This is a genomic window from Mesorhizobium sp. M0040 (assembly GCF_040323505.1).
Lineage (GTDB): Bacteria > Pseudomonadota > Alphaproteobacteria > Rhizobiales > Rhizobiaceae > Mesorhizobium.
In genome coordinates this window covers 1-16,081 of the sequence record NZ_JAMYVA010000082.1, presented here as the reverse complement: position 1 = coordinate 16,081, position 16,081 = coordinate 1, and the positions used below count along the sequence as shown (strand labels likewise).

The window sequence follows — 16,081 nt, the reverse complement described above, 5'->3', positions numbered from 1 at the left end:
ACGGACGGCTCCCTTGTTTGAGATCTCAACGAACTCATTCTGGCACATCCGATGCCGTCGGGCGCCGTCCACCCCATCATGCCGTTACCCGGCGGCAGTGCTCGGCCGACCAGAACCGAGTGCTTCTTCGTGGTGGATATGAGCGCCATTCTGAATCGCTGCGTTCCTCGGCTTATGTCGCGGCATGGATCCCAGGGTCTGCGCTCCGCTTCGCGTCGCTCCGCCTTAGGATGACGAAGGCGTGGCGGCCGGCGACCCAATCATGGAGGTACTAAACCCTGACACCTACCGGCACCGGACCCCACTGGTTTTCGCGCGGCTGCGTCGGGATCAGCGCAAAGACCAGGATGATCAGGCTGCCGAAGGTCGGGACCAGGAAAAGCAGGAAGAGCCATCCCGTCAGGCCGGTATCGTGCAGGCGACGCACGTTCAGCCCGAACCATGGCAGGGCTGTCGCCAGCAGGAAGAGACCGGAAAGGCCGACCGTCACTGCCGGCAATTCACTGTTGTCGAGATTGCCCATGGCGTCGTCGATAAAGACGGCGAGTCCTATGACCACGATCAGCGCGATCGTCCAGAACAGACAATAGCCCCAATACTCCTTGCGGCGGGCACGACCGGCGAAGTTGAAGTAATTCTCGGTCAGACCCCGCCAGAAGTAGCTCCACAGGCCGGCCGATTCGGCCGGACTTTGTTCAGCGGAACGGCCGAAATGTTGCGGCTGACGTGCCGCTGGCGCATTGCCGGCCTGAGACGGCGCGGCGGTTGCAGTGGAGGCGTCGGCGGGCGCGCTGGCAGGTTGGGCGCGGATCGAAAAAACATCGCGTGCCCGTCCGCCAGCCGGCTGGAATTCGACGGTCGTACCTCCGGCAACCGATGCTTCGCGGCGCAAATCTTCGCGCGCCAAAGTGTAGCGGTTGCCGTCGGCTCCGGTGATGAAGCCGAAACCCTGGTCTTCGTCGTAATGAAGAACTTCGCCGCGCATGTCCTGCCCACCCCCATTTCCCCGCCCCAGACTGTGCAAAGTTCCGGCAGACCGCAAGGGGGCGTGCGGAAATGGAGAGTGCTGGCTATTTACCCCGGCCGTTTCTTCGATTTCTTGTGTTTCGCAGGTCCGCCTTCGACCTTCGCCTTGGCCGGTTTCCCGGCCCAGGGCTTTGCCTCGAATGCCGGGCGCTGGTCGGCCGGTGCGCGCTTCTCGAATTTGGGCGTGTTCTGATCGAAGGTGCGCTTGCCGCGGTGCGGCTTCTTGTCGGGCCGTGGTTCCTGATAGCCGGCCCGCGACAAATCCGGCGTGCCGTCCAGCCGCTTGACCGCAATGTTGCCCTGCAGCTTCCGGTCGGGGCCGATCGCAGCGAGGAAACGCTCGGCCCAGTCCGCCGCGATCTGCACGAAGGTTTCCTCCGGCTGCATCTTGATGGCGCCGATCTCGCGCTTGGAAATGCCGCCTGTCCGGCACAGCATCGGGATCAGCCAGCGCGGCTCGGCATTCTGCCGGCGTCCGACCGACAGCGAGAACCAGACGCTGTCGCCGAAATCGTCGCGGCGGCTCGGTGTCTCGTCCCGCCGCGCAAATTTTTCGCCCGACGGCGTGAACGCTGCCACGTCGAGTAGATCCTCCGGCGCCGAGTGGCTGGAGCGGCACATCCGCACGAAGGCGGCGGCAACCTGTTCGGGCCCGTGCTGATCGAGAAGCGCCTCGACGAAGCCGCGCTCCTCATCCTTCATTGGCTCGCTGAAGACCGGATCAGCGAGAATGCGCTCGTCGTCGCGCCGTATCACGTCGTCGGCCGACGGCGGGCTCGCCCAGGTTGCCGCAAGGCCAGCACTTTGCAGCAGCCGCTCGGTGCGGCGGCGGGCACTGTTTGGCACGATCAGCGCGCTGACGCCCTTGCGGCCGGCGCGTCCGGTTCGTCCGCTGCGGTGCAGCAGCGTTTCCGGGTTGGTCGGCAGGTCGGCGTGGATCACCAGCTCGAGGTTGGGCAGGTCGATGCCCCGCGCCGCGACGTCGGTGGCGATGCAGACTTTGGCGCGGCCGTCGCGCATCGCCTGCAGCGCGTGGCTGCGCTCGTTCTGGCTAAGCTCGCCGGACAGCGCCACGACGGAAAAGTTGCGGTTGTTGAAGCGTGCCGTCAGATGGTTGACGGCGGCGCGGGTGTTGCAGAACACCAATGCATTCTTCGCCTCGTAGTAGCGAAGCACGTTGATGATGGCGTTTTCGCGATCCGCCTGGGCGACGCTCAGCGCCCGGTATTCGATGTCGAGATGCTGCTTTTCCTCACCGGAGGCCGAGATGCGTACCGCATCGCGCTGGTAGCCTTTGGCCAGCGTGGCGATGGAGCGCGGCACGGTCGCGGAAAACATCAGCGTGCGGCGATCGGCGGGTGCGGCATCGAGGATGAATTCCAGATCCTCGCGAAAGCCGAGATCGAGCATCTCGTCGGCCTCGTCGAGCACCACTGCCTTGAGCGCCGACATGTCGAGCGAATTGCGGGTGATGTGGTCGCGCAGGCGGCCGGGCGTGCCCACGACGATATGGGCGCCGCGCTCCAGCGCGCGCCGTTCGGTGCGCATGTCCATGCCGCCGACGCAGGACGCCACCGTGGCGCCGGTCAGTTCGTAGAGCCATTCCAGCTCGCGCGTTACCTGCAGGGCCAGCTCCCGCGTCGGCGCCACGGCTAGCGCCAGGGGTGCCGCCGCGTGGGAAAAGCGCTCCACGCCATCGAGAAGGGTCGGCGCCAAAGCCAGACCGAAGGCGACAGTCTTGCCGGAGCCGGTCTGGGCCGAAACCAGCGCATCGGCCTGGCCAAGCTCGAGAACGGCGTTCTGCACCGGCGTCAGCTCGACATAGCCGCGTTTTTCCAGCGCCTTTGCCAGCGCGGGAACAATAGCTTCGAAGTTGGACATCTTGCTCTTTCGAAATTCGGATTCTGAATACCCGGCGACGGGTCAAATGTCGGCAAGCGCCACAGACGGGCGCCACGAGCCAGACGATGCTCGTTCGTACTTGGTGCCGCCGTCATTGTACAGGGCGGGCGGGTCGGCCTGCTTGCGATTGACTCTAGACGTAAACCGCGTAAAAGCCGGCACCGAACGGGATAGTTTTCGATGCGCGGCCTTTTGATGGCGCTTTCTGCCTTCGACATCCCCGGCCCCAATGCGAACCATTGGGCCGGGCGCGTCGCTGCGTCTCCTCGTTCCAGCAAAATCACGTTCTTGCTCAAAAAAACCGGCAAAACGACCACCAAAACGGTCTGATTCCCTTGGCCTAACCACCCTCTCCCGGGTCCGGCCCGGGGGTTGAAACCCGCATCGGCCGGCGGGTTTTCTCCAGAAAACGAGCGGAGAGGGACAGGAGATTTCGATGAGTTTCAAGGTTGCGATCGTCGGCGCCACGGGCAATGTGGGCCGGGAAATGCTCAACATACTCGAAGAGCGCGGCTTTCCGGTGAGCGAGGTGGTGGCGCTGGCCTCGCGGCGCAGCCAGGGCACGGAAGTGTCGTTCGGCGACCGCACGCTGAAGGTCAGAGCGCTGGACCAATATGATTTTTCAGATACCGACATCTGCATCATGTCGGCCGGCGGCAACGTCTCCAAGGAATGGTCGCCGAAGATCGGCAAGCAGGGCTGCGTCGTCATCGATAATTCGTCGGCCTTCCGCTACGACCAGGACGTGCCGCTGATCGTTCCGGAAGTGAACCCGGATGCGATCTCGCTGTTCACGCGCAAGAACATCATTGCCAACCCGAACTGCTCGACGGCGCAGCTGGTCGTGGCGCTGAAGCCGCTGCATGACGCGGCCACCATCAAGCGCGTCGTCGTCGCCACCTACCAGTCGGTCTCCGGCGCCGGCAAGGAAGGCATGGACGAATTGTTCACGCAGACGCGCGCGGTGTTTGTCGCCGACCAGGTCGACGTCAAGAAGTTCACCAAGCGTATCGCCTTCAACGTCATCCCGCATATCGACGTCTTCCTCGACGACGGCTTCACCAAGGAAGAGTGGAAGATGGTGGCCGAGACCAAGAAGATGCTCGACCCGAAGATCAAGCTGACGGCGACCTGCGTGCGCGTGCCGGTGTTCATCGGCCATTCGGAAGCGGTCAACATCGAGTTCGAGAAGCCGATCACCGCCGATGAGGCGCGCGAGATCCTGCGCGAGGCGCCGGGCTGCCAGGTCATCGACAAGCGCGAGGACGGCGGCTACATCACGCCGCTGGAATCGGCCGGCGAGGACGCCACCTTCATCTCGCGTATCCGCGAGGACTCGACCATCGACAACGGCCTGTCGATGTGGATCGTCTCCGACAATCTGCGCAAGGGCGCGGCACTCAATGCGGTGCAGATCGCCGAGCTACTGGTCGAGCGCGGGCTGATCCAGCCGAAGAAGAAGGCGGCATAGTTTCGCTCACGGGCCGTATCGCCGCTACCCGGCTGGCCTCCGCGGGGGCGCCGGAAGGCCGGCGGCCCGCAGTCGCGGGCTCGGCCTTCGGCGGTTGTTTCGCTCACGGCCGTATCGCCGCTAGTGCGGCTGGCCTCCGCGGGGGCGCCGGAAGGCCGGCGGCCCGCAGTCGCGGGCTCGGCCTTCGGCCGTTTGCGCCCTTCTCGCCGTTCACGGGGAGAAGGTTCCGGCAGGCGGATGAGGGGCACAGGCGTCTCAAATAGGCAGCAAGGCGACGGCGTCACAGCCGGTTCTCCTCCGCTAGGTCCAACAGCAACTCCATCGCCTCCTCCGCCCGGTCGGCGGGCACGAACAAATGGTCGTGGTAGAAGGCCGAGACCGGATTGACGCCGATGCCGGCCGCGGTCAGTCGTGCGGTGATGGCGGCGAGGAAGCCGACCGCTTCCAGCGACGAATGGATGTTCAGCGTCAGCATCCGGCAGCGGAACACGGTTTTCAGTCCAGCGGCCTTGGCATGGTCTTCAAGTACGATCAGCGTCATGCCCTCGCGCTCGCGAAATAGCATCACCGGATGGAGCCTGTCGGGAACGGGCGCACCGGGTGGCAGCGTGGTGAAGACATGAACGCCGGCAAGCAGTTCCGGCGTCATTGCCGCCAGCAACTGTTTCAGGTCGATCTCTCCGGCCATCGGTTGCTTTCGTTGTGCGATCAGGCGGCTGCTGCCGTCGAGCGCTCGGAAGACACTCCTACGGATTTTCGATAACGCCCTCCGCCTCACCCCGCAAGGCGGACTTGGCCAGGTTCGTTGCTGACTGAACGTACACATCCAAGGTCGCCGTCCCCCCGGAGCTGAAAAAGAGCTGGAGGCGTGTCGGATCGCCGTCATGGGCCGCGTCCTTGGTTCGAGCTGGCGGAGGAGCCAGTGCTCACAACGACCGGAGGGAACGTCAATGACCATGTCTCAGGCAGCACCCGTCTCATCGCGTGCCTTGTGGGCCGGCCGCGTGCTCAGCGCCGTCATCGTGCTGTTCATGATCTTCGACGGCGTCATCAAGCTACCGCCGCTCGAAATCGTCACCCAGACCATGGTGCAGCTCGGCTGGCCGGCCGATGCCAATGTCTCGCGCATGCTCGGCACCATTGGATTGGTCTCGACAGCGCTTTACGCGCTGCCACGCACCTCAGTGCTCGGCGCCATCCTGCTCACCGCCTATCTCGGCGGCGCCGTCGCCACGCATGTGCGTATCGGCAGCCCTTTGTTCTCGCACATACTGTTCGGCGTCTATCTCGGCGTCGTCCTCTGGGGTGGCCTGTATCTGCGCGATCCAAGGGTGCGCGCGTTGTTCCCGTTCAGCCAATAGCGGCGACATCGAAAGCCGTTCGATGGTGGCCACGCCGCCAGAGCGGGCGCGGTCTGCGGCCGCCTTTCTACTCTTTGGATCAAATTGAGCGCCGCCGGGCGGCAGCCGATCTTCTTCTTTGGATCAAATCGCCTGGTTGCGAGTTAGGGGGTGCAGCGGCGAGGACGGCACCCTGTTGGAGAGGAACGACAATGAAAAAGGTGATGATCTTGATGGCCTTGCTGGTCCCGCTCGGTGCCTGCTCCCGTACTGAGCAAGGCGCGGCAGTTGGTGGCCTGGGCGGTGCGGCGGTCGGCGCTGCTGTGGCCGGCAACCCGACCAAGGGCGCGGTGATCGGCGGTGCGGCCGGCGCTTTGGCCGGTGCACTGATCGGCCGTGCCAGCGAAAGCGGCCAATGCCGTTATCGCGATCGTAACGGTCGTGTCTACGTTGCGAGTTGCCCGGAAGGCTATTGATCGGGCCGCATCATATGGATGCAATAGCAAAACGGCGGGCAGGGCCCGCCGTTTCGTGGTTGTGGAGATGATTTTATTCGGCGCTGGCGGCTTCCGCCTCGGCCGGCGCGGTTGCGGCGGCGGCAACGGCCGCGGCGGCATCTTCCTGCGCCTTCTTCAGCAAGGCTGCGCGCTCCTGCGCCTTCTTGCCGGGCTCGGCCTTTTTCGGGTTGGCGCGCGCTTCGCGCTTGGCGATGCCGGCTTCATCGAGGAAGCGCAGCACGCGGTCGGTCGGCTGGGCGCCATGCGACAGCCAATGCTTGACGCGCTCGGCGTCGACCTTGACGCGTTCGCCGTCCTTGGGCAGCAGCGGATTCCATGAGCCGAGCGACTCGATGAAACGGCCGTCGCGCGGCGAACGCGCGTCGGCGACGACGACATGGTAATAGGGACGCTTCTTCGAGCCCGCACGGGCCAATCGGATTTTCAGTGGCATTTCTTTTCTCCTAAAAGCTCTGATTTGGTTGATCGGTTGGTGGCTGGTCCTCAGCCGGTTTTCGCTACGCCGTTGGATGCGGCGATCTGCTCGTGATGGCGGATCACTTCGCGGACGACGAAGTTCAGGAATTTCTCCGCGAAATCCGGGTCGAGATGGGCGTCCTTCGCCAGTTGGCGAAGACGGGCGATCTGCTCCTGCTCGCGCGCCGGGTCGGCAGGCGGCAGGCCATGTTCCGCCTTCAGCACGCCGACTGCCTTGGTGCAGCGGAAGCGCTCGGCCAGCATATGGATCAGCGCCGCGTCGATATTGTCGATCGAGGCGCGATAATTGGCCAGCGCCGCACGCGCGTCCGCCATGTCCTTCTCTTCGTTCATGGCGCCCTCACTTCTTCTTGCCGAGGCCATTCTTGCCAAGCATTGGCAGCCCGCCACCGCCCGGCAGGCCGGGAAGTTTCATGCCACCGGGCAGCCCAGGCAGACCACCGCCACCGGGAAGACCACCGGGCAGGCCCTTCATGCCGCCGAGCCCGGCCGCCTGGGCCTGCTTCTGCAAGGCGTCGAGCTGCTTGGGGTCCATCTTTGAGAGGTCCGGCATGCCGCCGCCCATCATGCCGCCTGCGCCGCCAGGCATCATGCCGCCGAGCCCCATCTTGGAAGCGAGGCCGCCCATCATGCCGCGCATCAGGCCGCCGCCTTTGCCCTTGCCGCCCATCGCCTTCATCATGTCGGCCATGCCGCGATGCATCTTCAACAGTTTGTTGATTTCGGCCGCGTCGGTACCCGAGCCGGCGGCGATGCGCTTCTTGCGCGAGTGCTTCAGAATATCGGGGTTGGCGCGCTCGGCCTTGGTCATAGACGAGATGATGGCGAGCTGGCGACCGAACATCTTGTCGTCGAGCCCGGCGGCGGCCATCTGGTCCTTCATCTTGCCCATGCCGGGCATCATGCCCATGATGCCGCCCATGCCACCCATTTTCGACATTTGCTGAAGCTGGCCGGCGAGGTCGTTCAGGTCGAACTTGCCCGACTGCATCTTCCTGGCCATCGCCGCGGCCTGTTCGGCGTCGATGTTCTCGGCCGCCTTTTCGACGAGGCTGACGATGTCGCCCATGCCGAGGATGCGGTCGGCGATGCGCTTGGGGTGGAATTCCTCCAGCGCGTCCATTTTTTCGCCGGTGCCGATTAGCTTGATCGGCTTACCGGTGACGGCGCGCATCGAGAGCGCCGCACCACCGCGGCCGTCGCCGTCCATGCGGGTCAGCACGAGGCCGGTGATGCCGACGCGCTCGTCGAAGCTTTTTGCCAGATTGACGGCGTCCTGGCCGGTCAGCGAATCGGCGACCAGCAGGATCTCGTGCGGCGACGACATCTTCTTGATGTCGGCCATCTCGACCATCAACGGCTCGTCGATATGGGTGCGGCCGGCGGTGTCGAGGATGACGACGTCATGGCCGCCGAGCTTGGCCGCCTGCACGGCGCGGCGGGCGATATCGACCGGCGTCTGGCCGGCGACGATCGGCAATGTGGCGACCTTGACCTGCTCGCCGAGCTGGCGGAGCTGCTCTTGCGCGGCGGGACGCCGCGTGTCGAGCGAGGCCATCAAGACTTTCTTGTTTTGACGGTCGGCGAGGCGCCTGGCGATCTTGGCCGAGGTCGTCGTCTTGCCGGAACCCTGCAAGCCGACCATCATGATGACGACCGGAGCCGGTGCATTGAGGTCGATGGCGACGCCCTCGGCGCCGAGCATCTCGACCAGCTCGTCATGGACGATCTTGACGACCATCTGGCCGGGCTTGATCGACTTGACCACGGCGGCGCCGACGGCCTTCTCGCGCACCTTGTCGGTGAAGGAACGCACCACTTCCAGCGCCACGTCGGCCTCGAGCAACGCACGGCGCACCTCGCGCAGCGCCGCCGAGACATCAGCCTCCGACAAGGCGCCGCGGCCGGTGAGGCCGTTCAGGATCGAACCAAGACGTTCCTGTAGCGATTCAAACATTCTTTTTCCTTTTCCCTGGCACCCGGATGATGCCCGAGAGGTAATGCGTTCGCGCCAACTGTCCAAGCAAAAGCCGGTCCGGGCAAAGCCCAAAGCCAAAAAGCACCCGGGGGCGCACAGCGCTGCCGGGTGTTAGCCTCCGGGATCGATTTACAGCACTTCACCTCAAAGAGGTTTCGGCGTCCCGGTCGGTTTGCTCGGAGGAATACTCGTCGCGGAATTCGCGGCGTGTAGACAGGAAATCGGCCGCAGAGTCAAGCTTTGGTCAAGCTTTGCGTCAAATAGCTCAGGACGACCAGGCAATGCACATCAGCGCACGCTGCCGGCGCGCGCCATATCCGGCTCGACCTTCAGCGGTGAGCGCGGATGTAAAAGCAGCAGAACGGTCAACAGGCTGCTGACGATGCCGATCGAAGCGATGAGGACGGCGTCTGAAGTCGTCCAGCCGGCGGCTTCGAGCGGCTTGGCGTTGAACAGGGCGAAGGAATTATAGCTTTGCTGGTGCGAAATCAGCAGGAAGCCGGTCAGATTGTTACCGAGATGGGCACCAAAGCCGGCACCGAGATTACCGGTTGCATAGACCAGAAGCGTTAGCAGCAGCGCAAAGGCGGCGATCGAGGCCAGCACGCAGGCATTGATGGCAGCGCTCGAACCTGGGCTCCAGTGCAGGGAGGTGAACAGCAATCCCGGCAGCAGCGCCCAGATGAAAGGGTTCCGGAACCGGCTCGCCAGGCCCCTGAGCAGATAACCGCGAAACAGCATCTCCTCCGACGAGGTCTGCAGAAAGGTCAGGGCGGCGATCGGGATCAGGAACGAAAGCCACGCGGACAGGCCGATCGCGCCGCGCGCGATGTCGGGCTGCAAACCATAAAGCAGGATCTCGGAAAGCAGCGAGGTGATCAGCACCGCGGTCAGTCCTTTCAGGAACCCCGACCAAGAAATGCGCCGGCTGACGCCAATCAGGGCTGTCAGCTTCTCGCGATGGATCCAGCGCATGGCAGCCCAAAGGCCGAGCCAGATTCCGGCAAATGAAGCCAGCGCCGCGAGGATGCCCGCAGGAGAGGCCATGAAATCCTGCACCGCTCCTCCACCTGGCGGGGCGGTGCCAGACGCTGCCTGCCAAACGGCAAAGGCATAGGTGCCGCCGAACAGCACGGCGGCAGTGGTTCCGAGCCAGAACGGGATGACGACCACCGCTCCAAGCAGAAGCCGCGGCAAAGTGGTCTTGTTGTTGGCGGTGTGCCGGTACTGTTGGAAGGCGGTTGGGTCGATCGTCACGCGGGCTCGCTGGCTGGTGCTTCGGCTCGCAAGGTCTAGAACATCGGCCCCAATGTGGAAACCGGTATTGCAGCGGCAATACCGGCTTGTGGCAGTGTCGGGAGTGCGAGCGGCCGCCATTACAGGGCGACCGCCCTGTTTGTATCGTCAGCGCACGACGTACACGATACGCCGGCTGCCCGGATCGACCAGTGCCGGCTGGCCGTTCACATAGACGTAGCGGTAATCATAGTCCGGAATCTCGCGCAGCTCGACGGTGTCAGGCAACGTCGCGCCCGTCACCACCTCGCCCTCGAGATAGACCGGATCGAGCCGATGCGTACGTACATAGGTACGGATCTCGGCCGGCGGTCTGCGGATAGGCTCGATCGCCTCGCCGGCGACGATTGCTCCGGTATAGCTGTCGGAATACTCGATGCTATCGGCGGGCGGCGTCACGACGGCAATGTCGGCGCTGGCCGGACGCTGTGTCAGGACCACACGGCTGCCGCCGAAATCGGCCGTCACATAGTCGGAATAGACCCAGCCCTGGCCGTTAGCCTCGGCGATGGTGCACCATTTGCTGTTGGCGATGCAGCCGTCGAGCGTCGCCGACTGGCCGGCCGCGAGCACGCCGATCACCGGATATTGCGGGCCGGGGCCGGCGCGTACATTGAGATCAGTGATGGCCGAGACGGCGGTGTCGGCCAATGCAGAGCCCGACATCGCTATGAGCGCTCCGGCCACCGCCGGAAACAATATGCGTTTCATGGTCTTCTCTCCGTTTCACAGTCCCTTGGCACGGAAAACGAAGCAAAGCCGCATGCGTTCCGGCTAAAAGGCTTCGGCCGGCTCACGATTTGTTCCAGTCGTTTTCGGCAGGTCGGTCAAAAGCTCGTGAACAAAAGCAAGTTTTTGCGCCGCCACGTCCGAGATGACGAAGGGATAGAGATCGGGCAGGCCCATGCAGCGGTTGATCGAGTTGGACGCCTCCGACAGCACCAGCCAGCGGTCGAGTATCCTTTCGAAAGGCTCTGGCCTGGAGGCGGGTTCCGATGGTGCCGGCTGCAGCTTGCCGCCGGTATCGGCGGGCGGCAGCTCGTTGGCTTCAACGGTTTCCAGCCGGCCGAGCGGGAAATTCAGGGCATGCACCATCTCCAGCGTGTCGGTGATGTGCATGTGATGCGCCCATGTCTCGGCCCAGTCCTCCCATGGGTGCGACGTCGCATAGGCCGAGATATGGCGCTGCTGCCAGTCGGGCGGCGCGCCATCGGCATAATAGGTCTTCAGCGCCTGTTCGTAGCCGGCGCGCTCGTCGCCGAACAAAGCGCGAAAACCGGCAAGCTTTTGCGAATCGTCGCGGATCAGGCGGTCCCAGTAATAATGGCCGAGCTCATGGCGGAAATGGCCGAGCAACGTGCGGTAGTTCTCGCCCATCTCGACGCGCCGCCGTTCGCGCTCTGCCGAATCCGCCTCGGCGACGTTGAGCGTGATCCGGCCGTTGTCATGACCGGTCAGGATACGTTCGCCGCCCGGACCGCCGCCGATCGGATCGGCAAGAAAATCGAAAGCGAGACCGATCTCGTCGCCAACGTCCTGCTTGGGTGCGACCGGCAGGCCGAAGGCGAGCAGCGAATAGACGGCACGCTTCTTTGCCGCCTCGACACGGATCCAGCGGCGGCGGTTGCCGTCGACCGACAGATCCGGGATCAGTTGGTTCAGCGCACAGGCGCGGCAGAAGGCGTGGCCGGGCTCCGCCATCCAGTTGCAGGCGCATTCGTCGGCATTGGTGCAATGGAAGACGTCGGCGCCGGACAGCGCGAAGCGCGCATGCTCGGGATCGTAGAGCACGAGGCTGGCGCAGTTCAGGCATTGCGCGTTCTCGAAATAGAGACGGTGGCCGCAATGCGGGCAGTCGAAAAGCTTCATTGGCGTCTCAAATCATTCGAAATGCGGAGGACGATACGAGCAGGAGAACGCCAAACGCCTGTCAGCTGCCCACGTTCCTGCCGGCCGATGCTATTTTGTCGCAAGCTGGGCGACGACCTCCTTGGCCACTGCCTCGCCCGACAATCTGGCGCCGCCGCAGGTCTGCATCAGCGGACCGGCCAAATGCTCGCCGGCGAAGAAGATCTTTTCCGCCACGGGCTGCATCAGCGTGGGGCGCGCTTGCGAGCGGCCGGGCCGCGCCGCCGCATAGGCGCCGCGCACGAACCGCTCAGCGCCCCAATTGGTCATCATTGCGCGTCCGACATGCTTTCGTATGTCGCCGCCAAAGATGCCGCAGAGCCGGTCGACGACGAAGTCGATGCCAGCCGCCTCGCCCGCCGCCGACATCTCCCAAGCGAAATCGCCGCCGACGAAACCGACCATCAAATCGAGGTTGAAGGGAAAGCAGAGGAAGTAGATGTCGTGCCGTGCCAACCGCTCGATCAGCAAATCGTCGAACGGCTCCAGACCGAGCCTTGTACCGGATATTTCGACCGGTAGCTTGGTCAGCATGCCCATCGGCAGGTCGAAGAAGGCGGCGAAATGCGCATCGGGGAGTGCAGGCGAGAACGCAATCTCCTCGAAGGCGAGCACTGCCGGCGAGGCGGTGACGATGACCGCCTTGGCGCAGATGGTACCGCGATCGGTGACGCAGGCTACGCCCGGCCCATCCCAGACGATCTTGCGCACCGGCGTCGACAGTTCCACCGGCACATCGGCACCGAAGCGGGCAACCAGCGTACCGAAGCCTTCCCTGGTGAAATAGTTCGGATCGAGATCGGCGGCGGCCTGAAAGTCGCGGATCGATATCTCGTCCTCGTCGGCGCCGAAATCCATCGGCCCGGCGAAGGTTGCGGCGGCGCGCGGCGCGTGTCCCTTGGCGAGCAATGCCGAAAGGCGGTCGTCGTCGCCTTCCCTCACCTGATGTGCCGCCACCAGTTCGAACAGCCTTGCGTCGGCCACCTTCATCGCCTCCTCCTCGGCTTCGCTTGCCTTTCGCTCACGGTAATAGAGATGATCGACATTCATGTCGTGGTGATGAAGCGTCCAGGCAGCGGCCTTCGCCTCGGGAAAGTAGGGATTGCGGTCCGCGGCATGCAGCCAGGCGCAGCCGATGTCGAACGGCACGCCGAAATGCTGGTCGCTAGTCCAGGCGCGGCCGCCAATGCGGTTCATCGCTTCCAACAATTTGAAGGAAAAACCGGCAGCGCGCAGGGTCTTGGAAGCCGAAAGCCCGGCTGAACCGGCGCCGATGATCACGACATCAACGTCTTCCATGCTTATTCTGTCCCCGCCACAATAATTACTTGATCGTAGGCAAATTCCCGGGCATCCGCCAGTGTGGTGGATTTGAGGTTCCTGCTGTATTGAGTGCATCGGCGCAGCGCCGGGACAGTGACAAGCAGGTGTTTCGCAGGCAAGTTCGCAATTGGGAACGTGATTCAGGCAACTAGGAGAGCAGCATGGCATTTCTTGCCAAGGGGAAGATGTTTGTAGTGGCCACGGTGGTGGCGGTGCTTGCGCTGGCGACGGGCGCGCAGGCGGCGGCCAGCTGTGGCAAGAGCGGCGCCGGCTTCGAGGCATGGAAACCGGAGTTCGCCGCGGAGGCGAAGGCCGACGGTGTCGGCTCGAAGGGTCTGGCCGCTCTGGCTCGCGCAACCTACGCGACAAAGACGATCTCCGTCGACCGCGCCATCCATAAGGCTTTCAGCGGCTCGGTGGAAGCTTTCATGAAGCGCCGTGGCGCGTCCGCGATCATTGCCAGGGGCCGTGCGCTGAAGAAGGCCAATGCTGCGCTGTTCGACAAGATCGAACGGAATTACGGCGTGTCGCCGGGCGTGTTGCTCGCCATCTGGGGCATGGAGACCGGCTTCGGTTCCGCCATGGGCAACCAGAATACGGTCTCCGCCATTTTAACGCTGGCCTATGACTGCCGCCGTCCGGAGTTCTTCTACCCGCATGCCATTGCGGCCCTGAAGCTGGTTGATCGCGGAGCGTTGAGCGCCTCGTCGGTCGGTGCCGCGCATGGCGAGATTGGTCACACGCAGTTCCTGCCCGGAAATGTTTTGACGTATGGTGTCGGAAACAAAAACCTGCGTGACAAGGCCACTGCGTTGGCTTCTACCGCCAACTTCCTCAAGAGTCATGGTTGGCGGGCCGGCGCGAACGCGCAGGCGAATATGGGCGCAATTGCTGGCTGGAATTCGGCGAGCGTCTATCAACAGGCCATCGCCCGCATGGCCACGGCGATCGATGCCGACTGATAGAAAATCTCTATTCGACAGAAAGCCCGGCCATGCGCCGGGCTTTTTTGCGGGTGGTCTATCCAGAGCATTTCACGGCCGGATTGAATCCCGCCGGGGCCCCTGCCGCGAGGGTAACGGCATGGATACTCGGGTCTTCGCAACGTCGCTTCGCTCCTGCTCCGCCCTGGGATGACGAAGCGAGGGAGGCTTCGGCCAATCTCAAGGTTGCCGTTTGCCGGCAAAATTACGCTGCAACAGTACTAGGCCGTAGACTCATTAGCGCGAAGCCACAGCCTGATCGAAGCGAGCTGGATCATGGCGAGGAAGTTGGCAGCCAGCTTGTCGTATCGGGTGGCGACGCGACGGAAGTGCTTCAGCTTGGAGAAGAACCGCTCGATCAGGTTGCGCTCGCGATAGAGCCGCTTGCTGAAGCAGAGCTTCCACTTCCGGTTGCGCTTGGCCGGGATGTTCGGCGTGGCACCCTGCTGCTGGATCAGCTCCCGGATGCGGTCGGCATCATAGGCCTTGTCCGCCAGCACGATGGCGCGCGGGCCGAGGTGGTCGAGGAGTGTATCGACGATCTGCCCGTCATGGGCTTGCCCTGCTGTCAGGCCGAGCCGGATCGGCAGCCCGCACGCATCGACGACCACGTGGATCTTGGTCGTGAGCCCGCCTCGGGAGCGGCCGAGACATTGATCTGCATCCCCTTTTTCCTGTCGCAGCCTGCTGGTGCGCCCGGATAGAAGTGCTGTCGATCATCTGGATTTCACTGTCATGCGCGGCACTGACAGCATCCATGAGCCGATGCCACACGCCTGCTTTTCGCCATCGCACGAAGCGGTTGTAACAGGTCGTGCGCGGTCCATAACGCTCCGGCAGGTCGCGCCACGGTGCGCCTGATCGTAGCACCCAGAAGATGCCGTTCAGCACGCGGCGGTCCTCCACGCGCGGCACGCCTCGCGGCTTGTTGGGCAGGAGCGGTTGGATCACGCGCCATTCGAAGTCGGTCAGATCATATCGGCTCATACAGCCGCTGAATCACATCAGCGACGATATTGAAAGGCCGGCTTCAGGGTGCCTGCTGTTCTGAGAAGGGAAGCGCTATGTCGTGCTCCAGCAGTGTAACCTTATAATGGTTGAGATATGACCACAGAGCGTTGCGAAGATCATTCAGTTCGTCGTAACCCGGCGAACCTCGCCCGACTTCCTTGCAGGCCAGATCCGCTCGCTGACACAGAATATAAAGGCTGTCACCCTGAACGAGAACGCCGGGGAAGGCCCGACCAGGATGCCGCATGACAGCGGCATTGGTCTTGTCCGATAGTATCTCGACGTTCTCGCTACGCATCAGTGTCTCGCGGATCGGCTTGCTGCACCGTCAGAGCATGAGCCCGCTCACTCCGCAACCCTTTATGGGTTCACGACCTAGTTCCTCTGCACAGAGGTTTTGGTTCTTTGACAGAGCCTGAAAGGGCTGTGGATGGGAGCCTGCCGATCGGGCTGCCAATCGCCAAGGTTTGCGATTAGCGATAAGCCACCACATCTTCGTCATCCTCGGGCGGAGCAGGAGCGAGCGACGTTGCGGAGACCCGAGGATCCATGCCGTTACGTCAGCCGAAGAAGGCAGCGGTTCAGAACGGCGCTTGCGTCTGCACCAGCGGCGGCTACCCTTCAACCGTCACCGGCCATGCCACCATGACCGCGAGCCAGAAGCGCGGTACGAGCTGATCGAGAAGACCAACCCGGAGTGGTTCGAGCTTTTTCGCGGAACGGGGTGGTAGACTCCGGTCCGCAGGAGCACTGCCGCCGGGTAACGGCATGATGGGGTGGACGGCGCCCGACGGCATCGGATGTGCCAGAATGAGTTCGTTGAGATCTCAAACAAGGGAGCCGTCCGT

At 63.5% G+C, this 16,081-nt stretch carries 18 protein-coding genes; 6 read left to right on the top strand and 12 right to left on the bottom strand.

Annotation, left to right across the window (positions count from 1 at the left end):
- Window positions 1-271: 271 nt before the first annotated feature.
- Both NKJ91_RS32060 and NKJ91_RS32055 read right to left on the bottom strand, forming a co-directional pair.
- Entirely contained in the window at window positions 272-985 is a 714-nt protein-coding gene (locus tag NKJ91_RS32060; protein ID WP_352458691.1) for a DUF805 domain-containing protein, read from the bottom strand.
- Window positions 986-1,074: 89 nt separating this feature from the next.
- On the bottom strand, window positions 1,075-2,907 hold the full coding sequence (locus NKJ91_RS32055) for a DEAD/DEAH box helicase (protein WP_352458690.1): 1,833 nt from the start codon (window positions 2,905-2,907) through the stop codon (window positions 1,075-1,077).
- Between the two features lie 201 nt (window positions 2,908-3,108).
- Here NKJ91_RS32055 and NKJ91_RS32050 point away from each other — a divergent pair, with 201 nt between their 5' ends.
- Window positions 3,109-3,258: a hypothetical protein gene (locus tag NKJ91_RS32050; RefSeq protein WP_352450216.1), complete on the top strand. Its 150-nt coding sequence runs from the start codon at window positions 3,109-3,111 to the stop codon at window positions 3,256-3,258.
- A gap of 106 nt (window positions 3,259-3,364) precedes the next feature.
- On the top strand, window positions 3,365-4,399 hold the full coding sequence (locus NKJ91_RS32045) for an aspartate-semialdehyde dehydrogenase (RefSeq protein ID WP_023680535.1): 1,035 nt from the start codon (window positions 3,365-3,367) through the stop codon (window positions 4,397-4,399).
- 280 nt (window positions 4,400-4,679) lie between these two features.
- On the opposite strand, the gene NKJ91_RS32040 is transcribed toward NKJ91_RS32045, so the two are convergent.
- Window positions 4,680-5,087, bottom strand: coding sequence for an ACT domain-containing protein (locus tag NKJ91_RS32040; protein ID WP_352458689.1), 408 nt, complete (start codon window positions 5,085-5,087; stop codon window positions 4,680-4,682).
- A gap of 262 nt (window positions 5,088-5,349) precedes the next feature.
- Here NKJ91_RS32040 and NKJ91_RS32035 point away from each other — a divergent pair, with 262 nt between their 5' ends.
- Window positions 5,350-5,760, top strand: coding sequence for a DoxX family protein (locus NKJ91_RS32035; RefSeq protein WP_352458688.1), 411 nt, complete (start codon window positions 5,350-5,352; stop codon window positions 5,758-5,760).
- 191 nt (window positions 5,761-5,951) lie between these two features.
- The gene (locus NKJ91_RS32030) at window positions 5,952-6,215 is read left to right on the top strand and encodes a YMGG-like glycine zipper-containing protein (RefSeq protein WP_023680734.1); all 264 of its coding nucleotides are present in this window, start codon (window positions 5,952-5,954) and stop codon (window positions 6,213-6,215) included.
- Between the two features lie 73 nt (window positions 6,216-6,288).
- On the opposite strand, the gene rpsP is transcribed toward NKJ91_RS32030, so the two are convergent.
- The 7 genes from rpsP to NKJ91_RS31995 all read right to left on the bottom strand — a co-directional run bounded on the left by rpsP (window position 6,289) and on the right by NKJ91_RS31995 (window position 13,215).
- Window positions 6,289-6,690, bottom strand: a complete 402-nt coding sequence (rpsP, locus tag NKJ91_RS32025) for a 30S ribosomal protein S16 (protein WP_352458687.1) — start codon at window positions 6,688-6,690, stop codon at window positions 6,289-6,291.
- A 50-nt stretch (window positions 6,691-6,740) separates the two neighbouring features.
- A complete protein-coding gene (locus NKJ91_RS32020; protein WP_352450211.1) occupies window positions 6,741-7,067 on the bottom strand; it encodes a chorismate mutase in 327 nt (108 codons plus the stop codon).
- A 7-nt stretch (window positions 7,068-7,074) separates the two neighbouring features.
- Complete coding sequence (gene ffh / locus NKJ91_RS32015; protein WP_352458686.1) at window positions 7,075-8,691, bottom strand: signal recognition particle protein; 1,617 nt, start codon at window positions 8,689-8,691, stop codon at window positions 7,075-7,077.
- 309 nt (window positions 8,692-9,000) lie between these two features.
- Window positions 9,001-9,969 carry a CPBP family intramembrane glutamic endopeptidase gene (locus NKJ91_RS32010; protein ID WP_352458685.1) on the bottom strand — a complete coding sequence of 323 codons (969 nt, stop codon included), beginning with the start codon at window positions 9,967-9,969 and terminating at the stop codon, window positions 9,001-9,003.
- A 147-nt stretch (window positions 9,970-10,116) separates the two neighbouring features.
- Complete coding sequence (locus tag NKJ91_RS32005; RefSeq protein WP_352458684.1) at window positions 10,117-10,719, bottom strand: DUF1236 domain-containing protein; 603 nt, start codon at window positions 10,717-10,719, stop codon at window positions 10,117-10,119.
- A gap of 63 nt (window positions 10,720-10,782) precedes the next feature.
- Entirely contained in the window at window positions 10,783-11,877 is a 1,095-nt protein-coding gene (locus tag NKJ91_RS32000) for a zinc-binding metallopeptidase family protein (RefSeq protein ID WP_352458683.1), read from the bottom strand.
- Between the two features lie 90 nt (window positions 11,878-11,967).
- Window positions 11,968-13,215 carry a flavin monoamine oxidase family protein gene (locus tag NKJ91_RS31995; protein ID WP_352458682.1) on the bottom strand — a complete coding sequence of 416 codons (1,248 nt, stop codon included), beginning with the start codon at window positions 13,213-13,215 and terminating at the stop codon, window positions 11,968-11,970.
- Between the two features lie 185 nt (window positions 13,216-13,400).
- Between NKJ91_RS31995 and NKJ91_RS31990 the strand changes: the two genes are divergently transcribed.
- A complete protein-coding gene (locus tag NKJ91_RS31990; RefSeq protein ID WP_352458681.1) occupies window positions 13,401-14,201 on the top strand; it encodes a lytic murein transglycosylase in 801 nt (266 codons plus the stop codon).
- A gap of 242 nt (window positions 14,202-14,443) precedes the next feature.
- Here the strand turns inward: NKJ91_RS31990 and NKJ91_RS31985 are convergent.
- Together NKJ91_RS31985 and NKJ91_RS31980 are read right to left on the bottom strand one after the other, a co-directional pair.
- Window positions 14,444-15,209, bottom strand: a protein-coding gene (locus tag NKJ91_RS31985) for an IS5 family transposase (RefSeq protein WP_352458680.1) whose coding sequence is annotated in 2 segments (ribosomal slippage) — window positions 14,444-14,884 and window positions 14,886-15,209 — 765 coding nt in all. Because the reading frame shifts where the segments join, the coding sequence is not laid out codon by codon here.
- Window positions 15,210-15,252: 43 nt separating this feature from the next.
- Window positions 15,253-15,531, bottom strand: coding sequence for a DUF6959 family protein (locus NKJ91_RS31980; protein ID WP_352458679.1), 279 nt, complete (start codon window positions 15,529-15,531; stop codon window positions 15,253-15,255).
- A 251-nt stretch (window positions 15,532-15,782) separates the two neighbouring features.
- Between NKJ91_RS31980 and NKJ91_RS31975 the strand changes: the two genes are divergently transcribed.
- Window positions 15,783-15,911 (top strand): hypothetical protein, encoded by a 129-nt coding sequence (locus tag NKJ91_RS31975; RefSeq protein WP_352458678.1) that lies wholly within the window; start codon window positions 15,783-15,785, stop codon window positions 15,909-15,911.
- Window positions 15,912-16,081 lie beyond the last annotated feature (170 nt).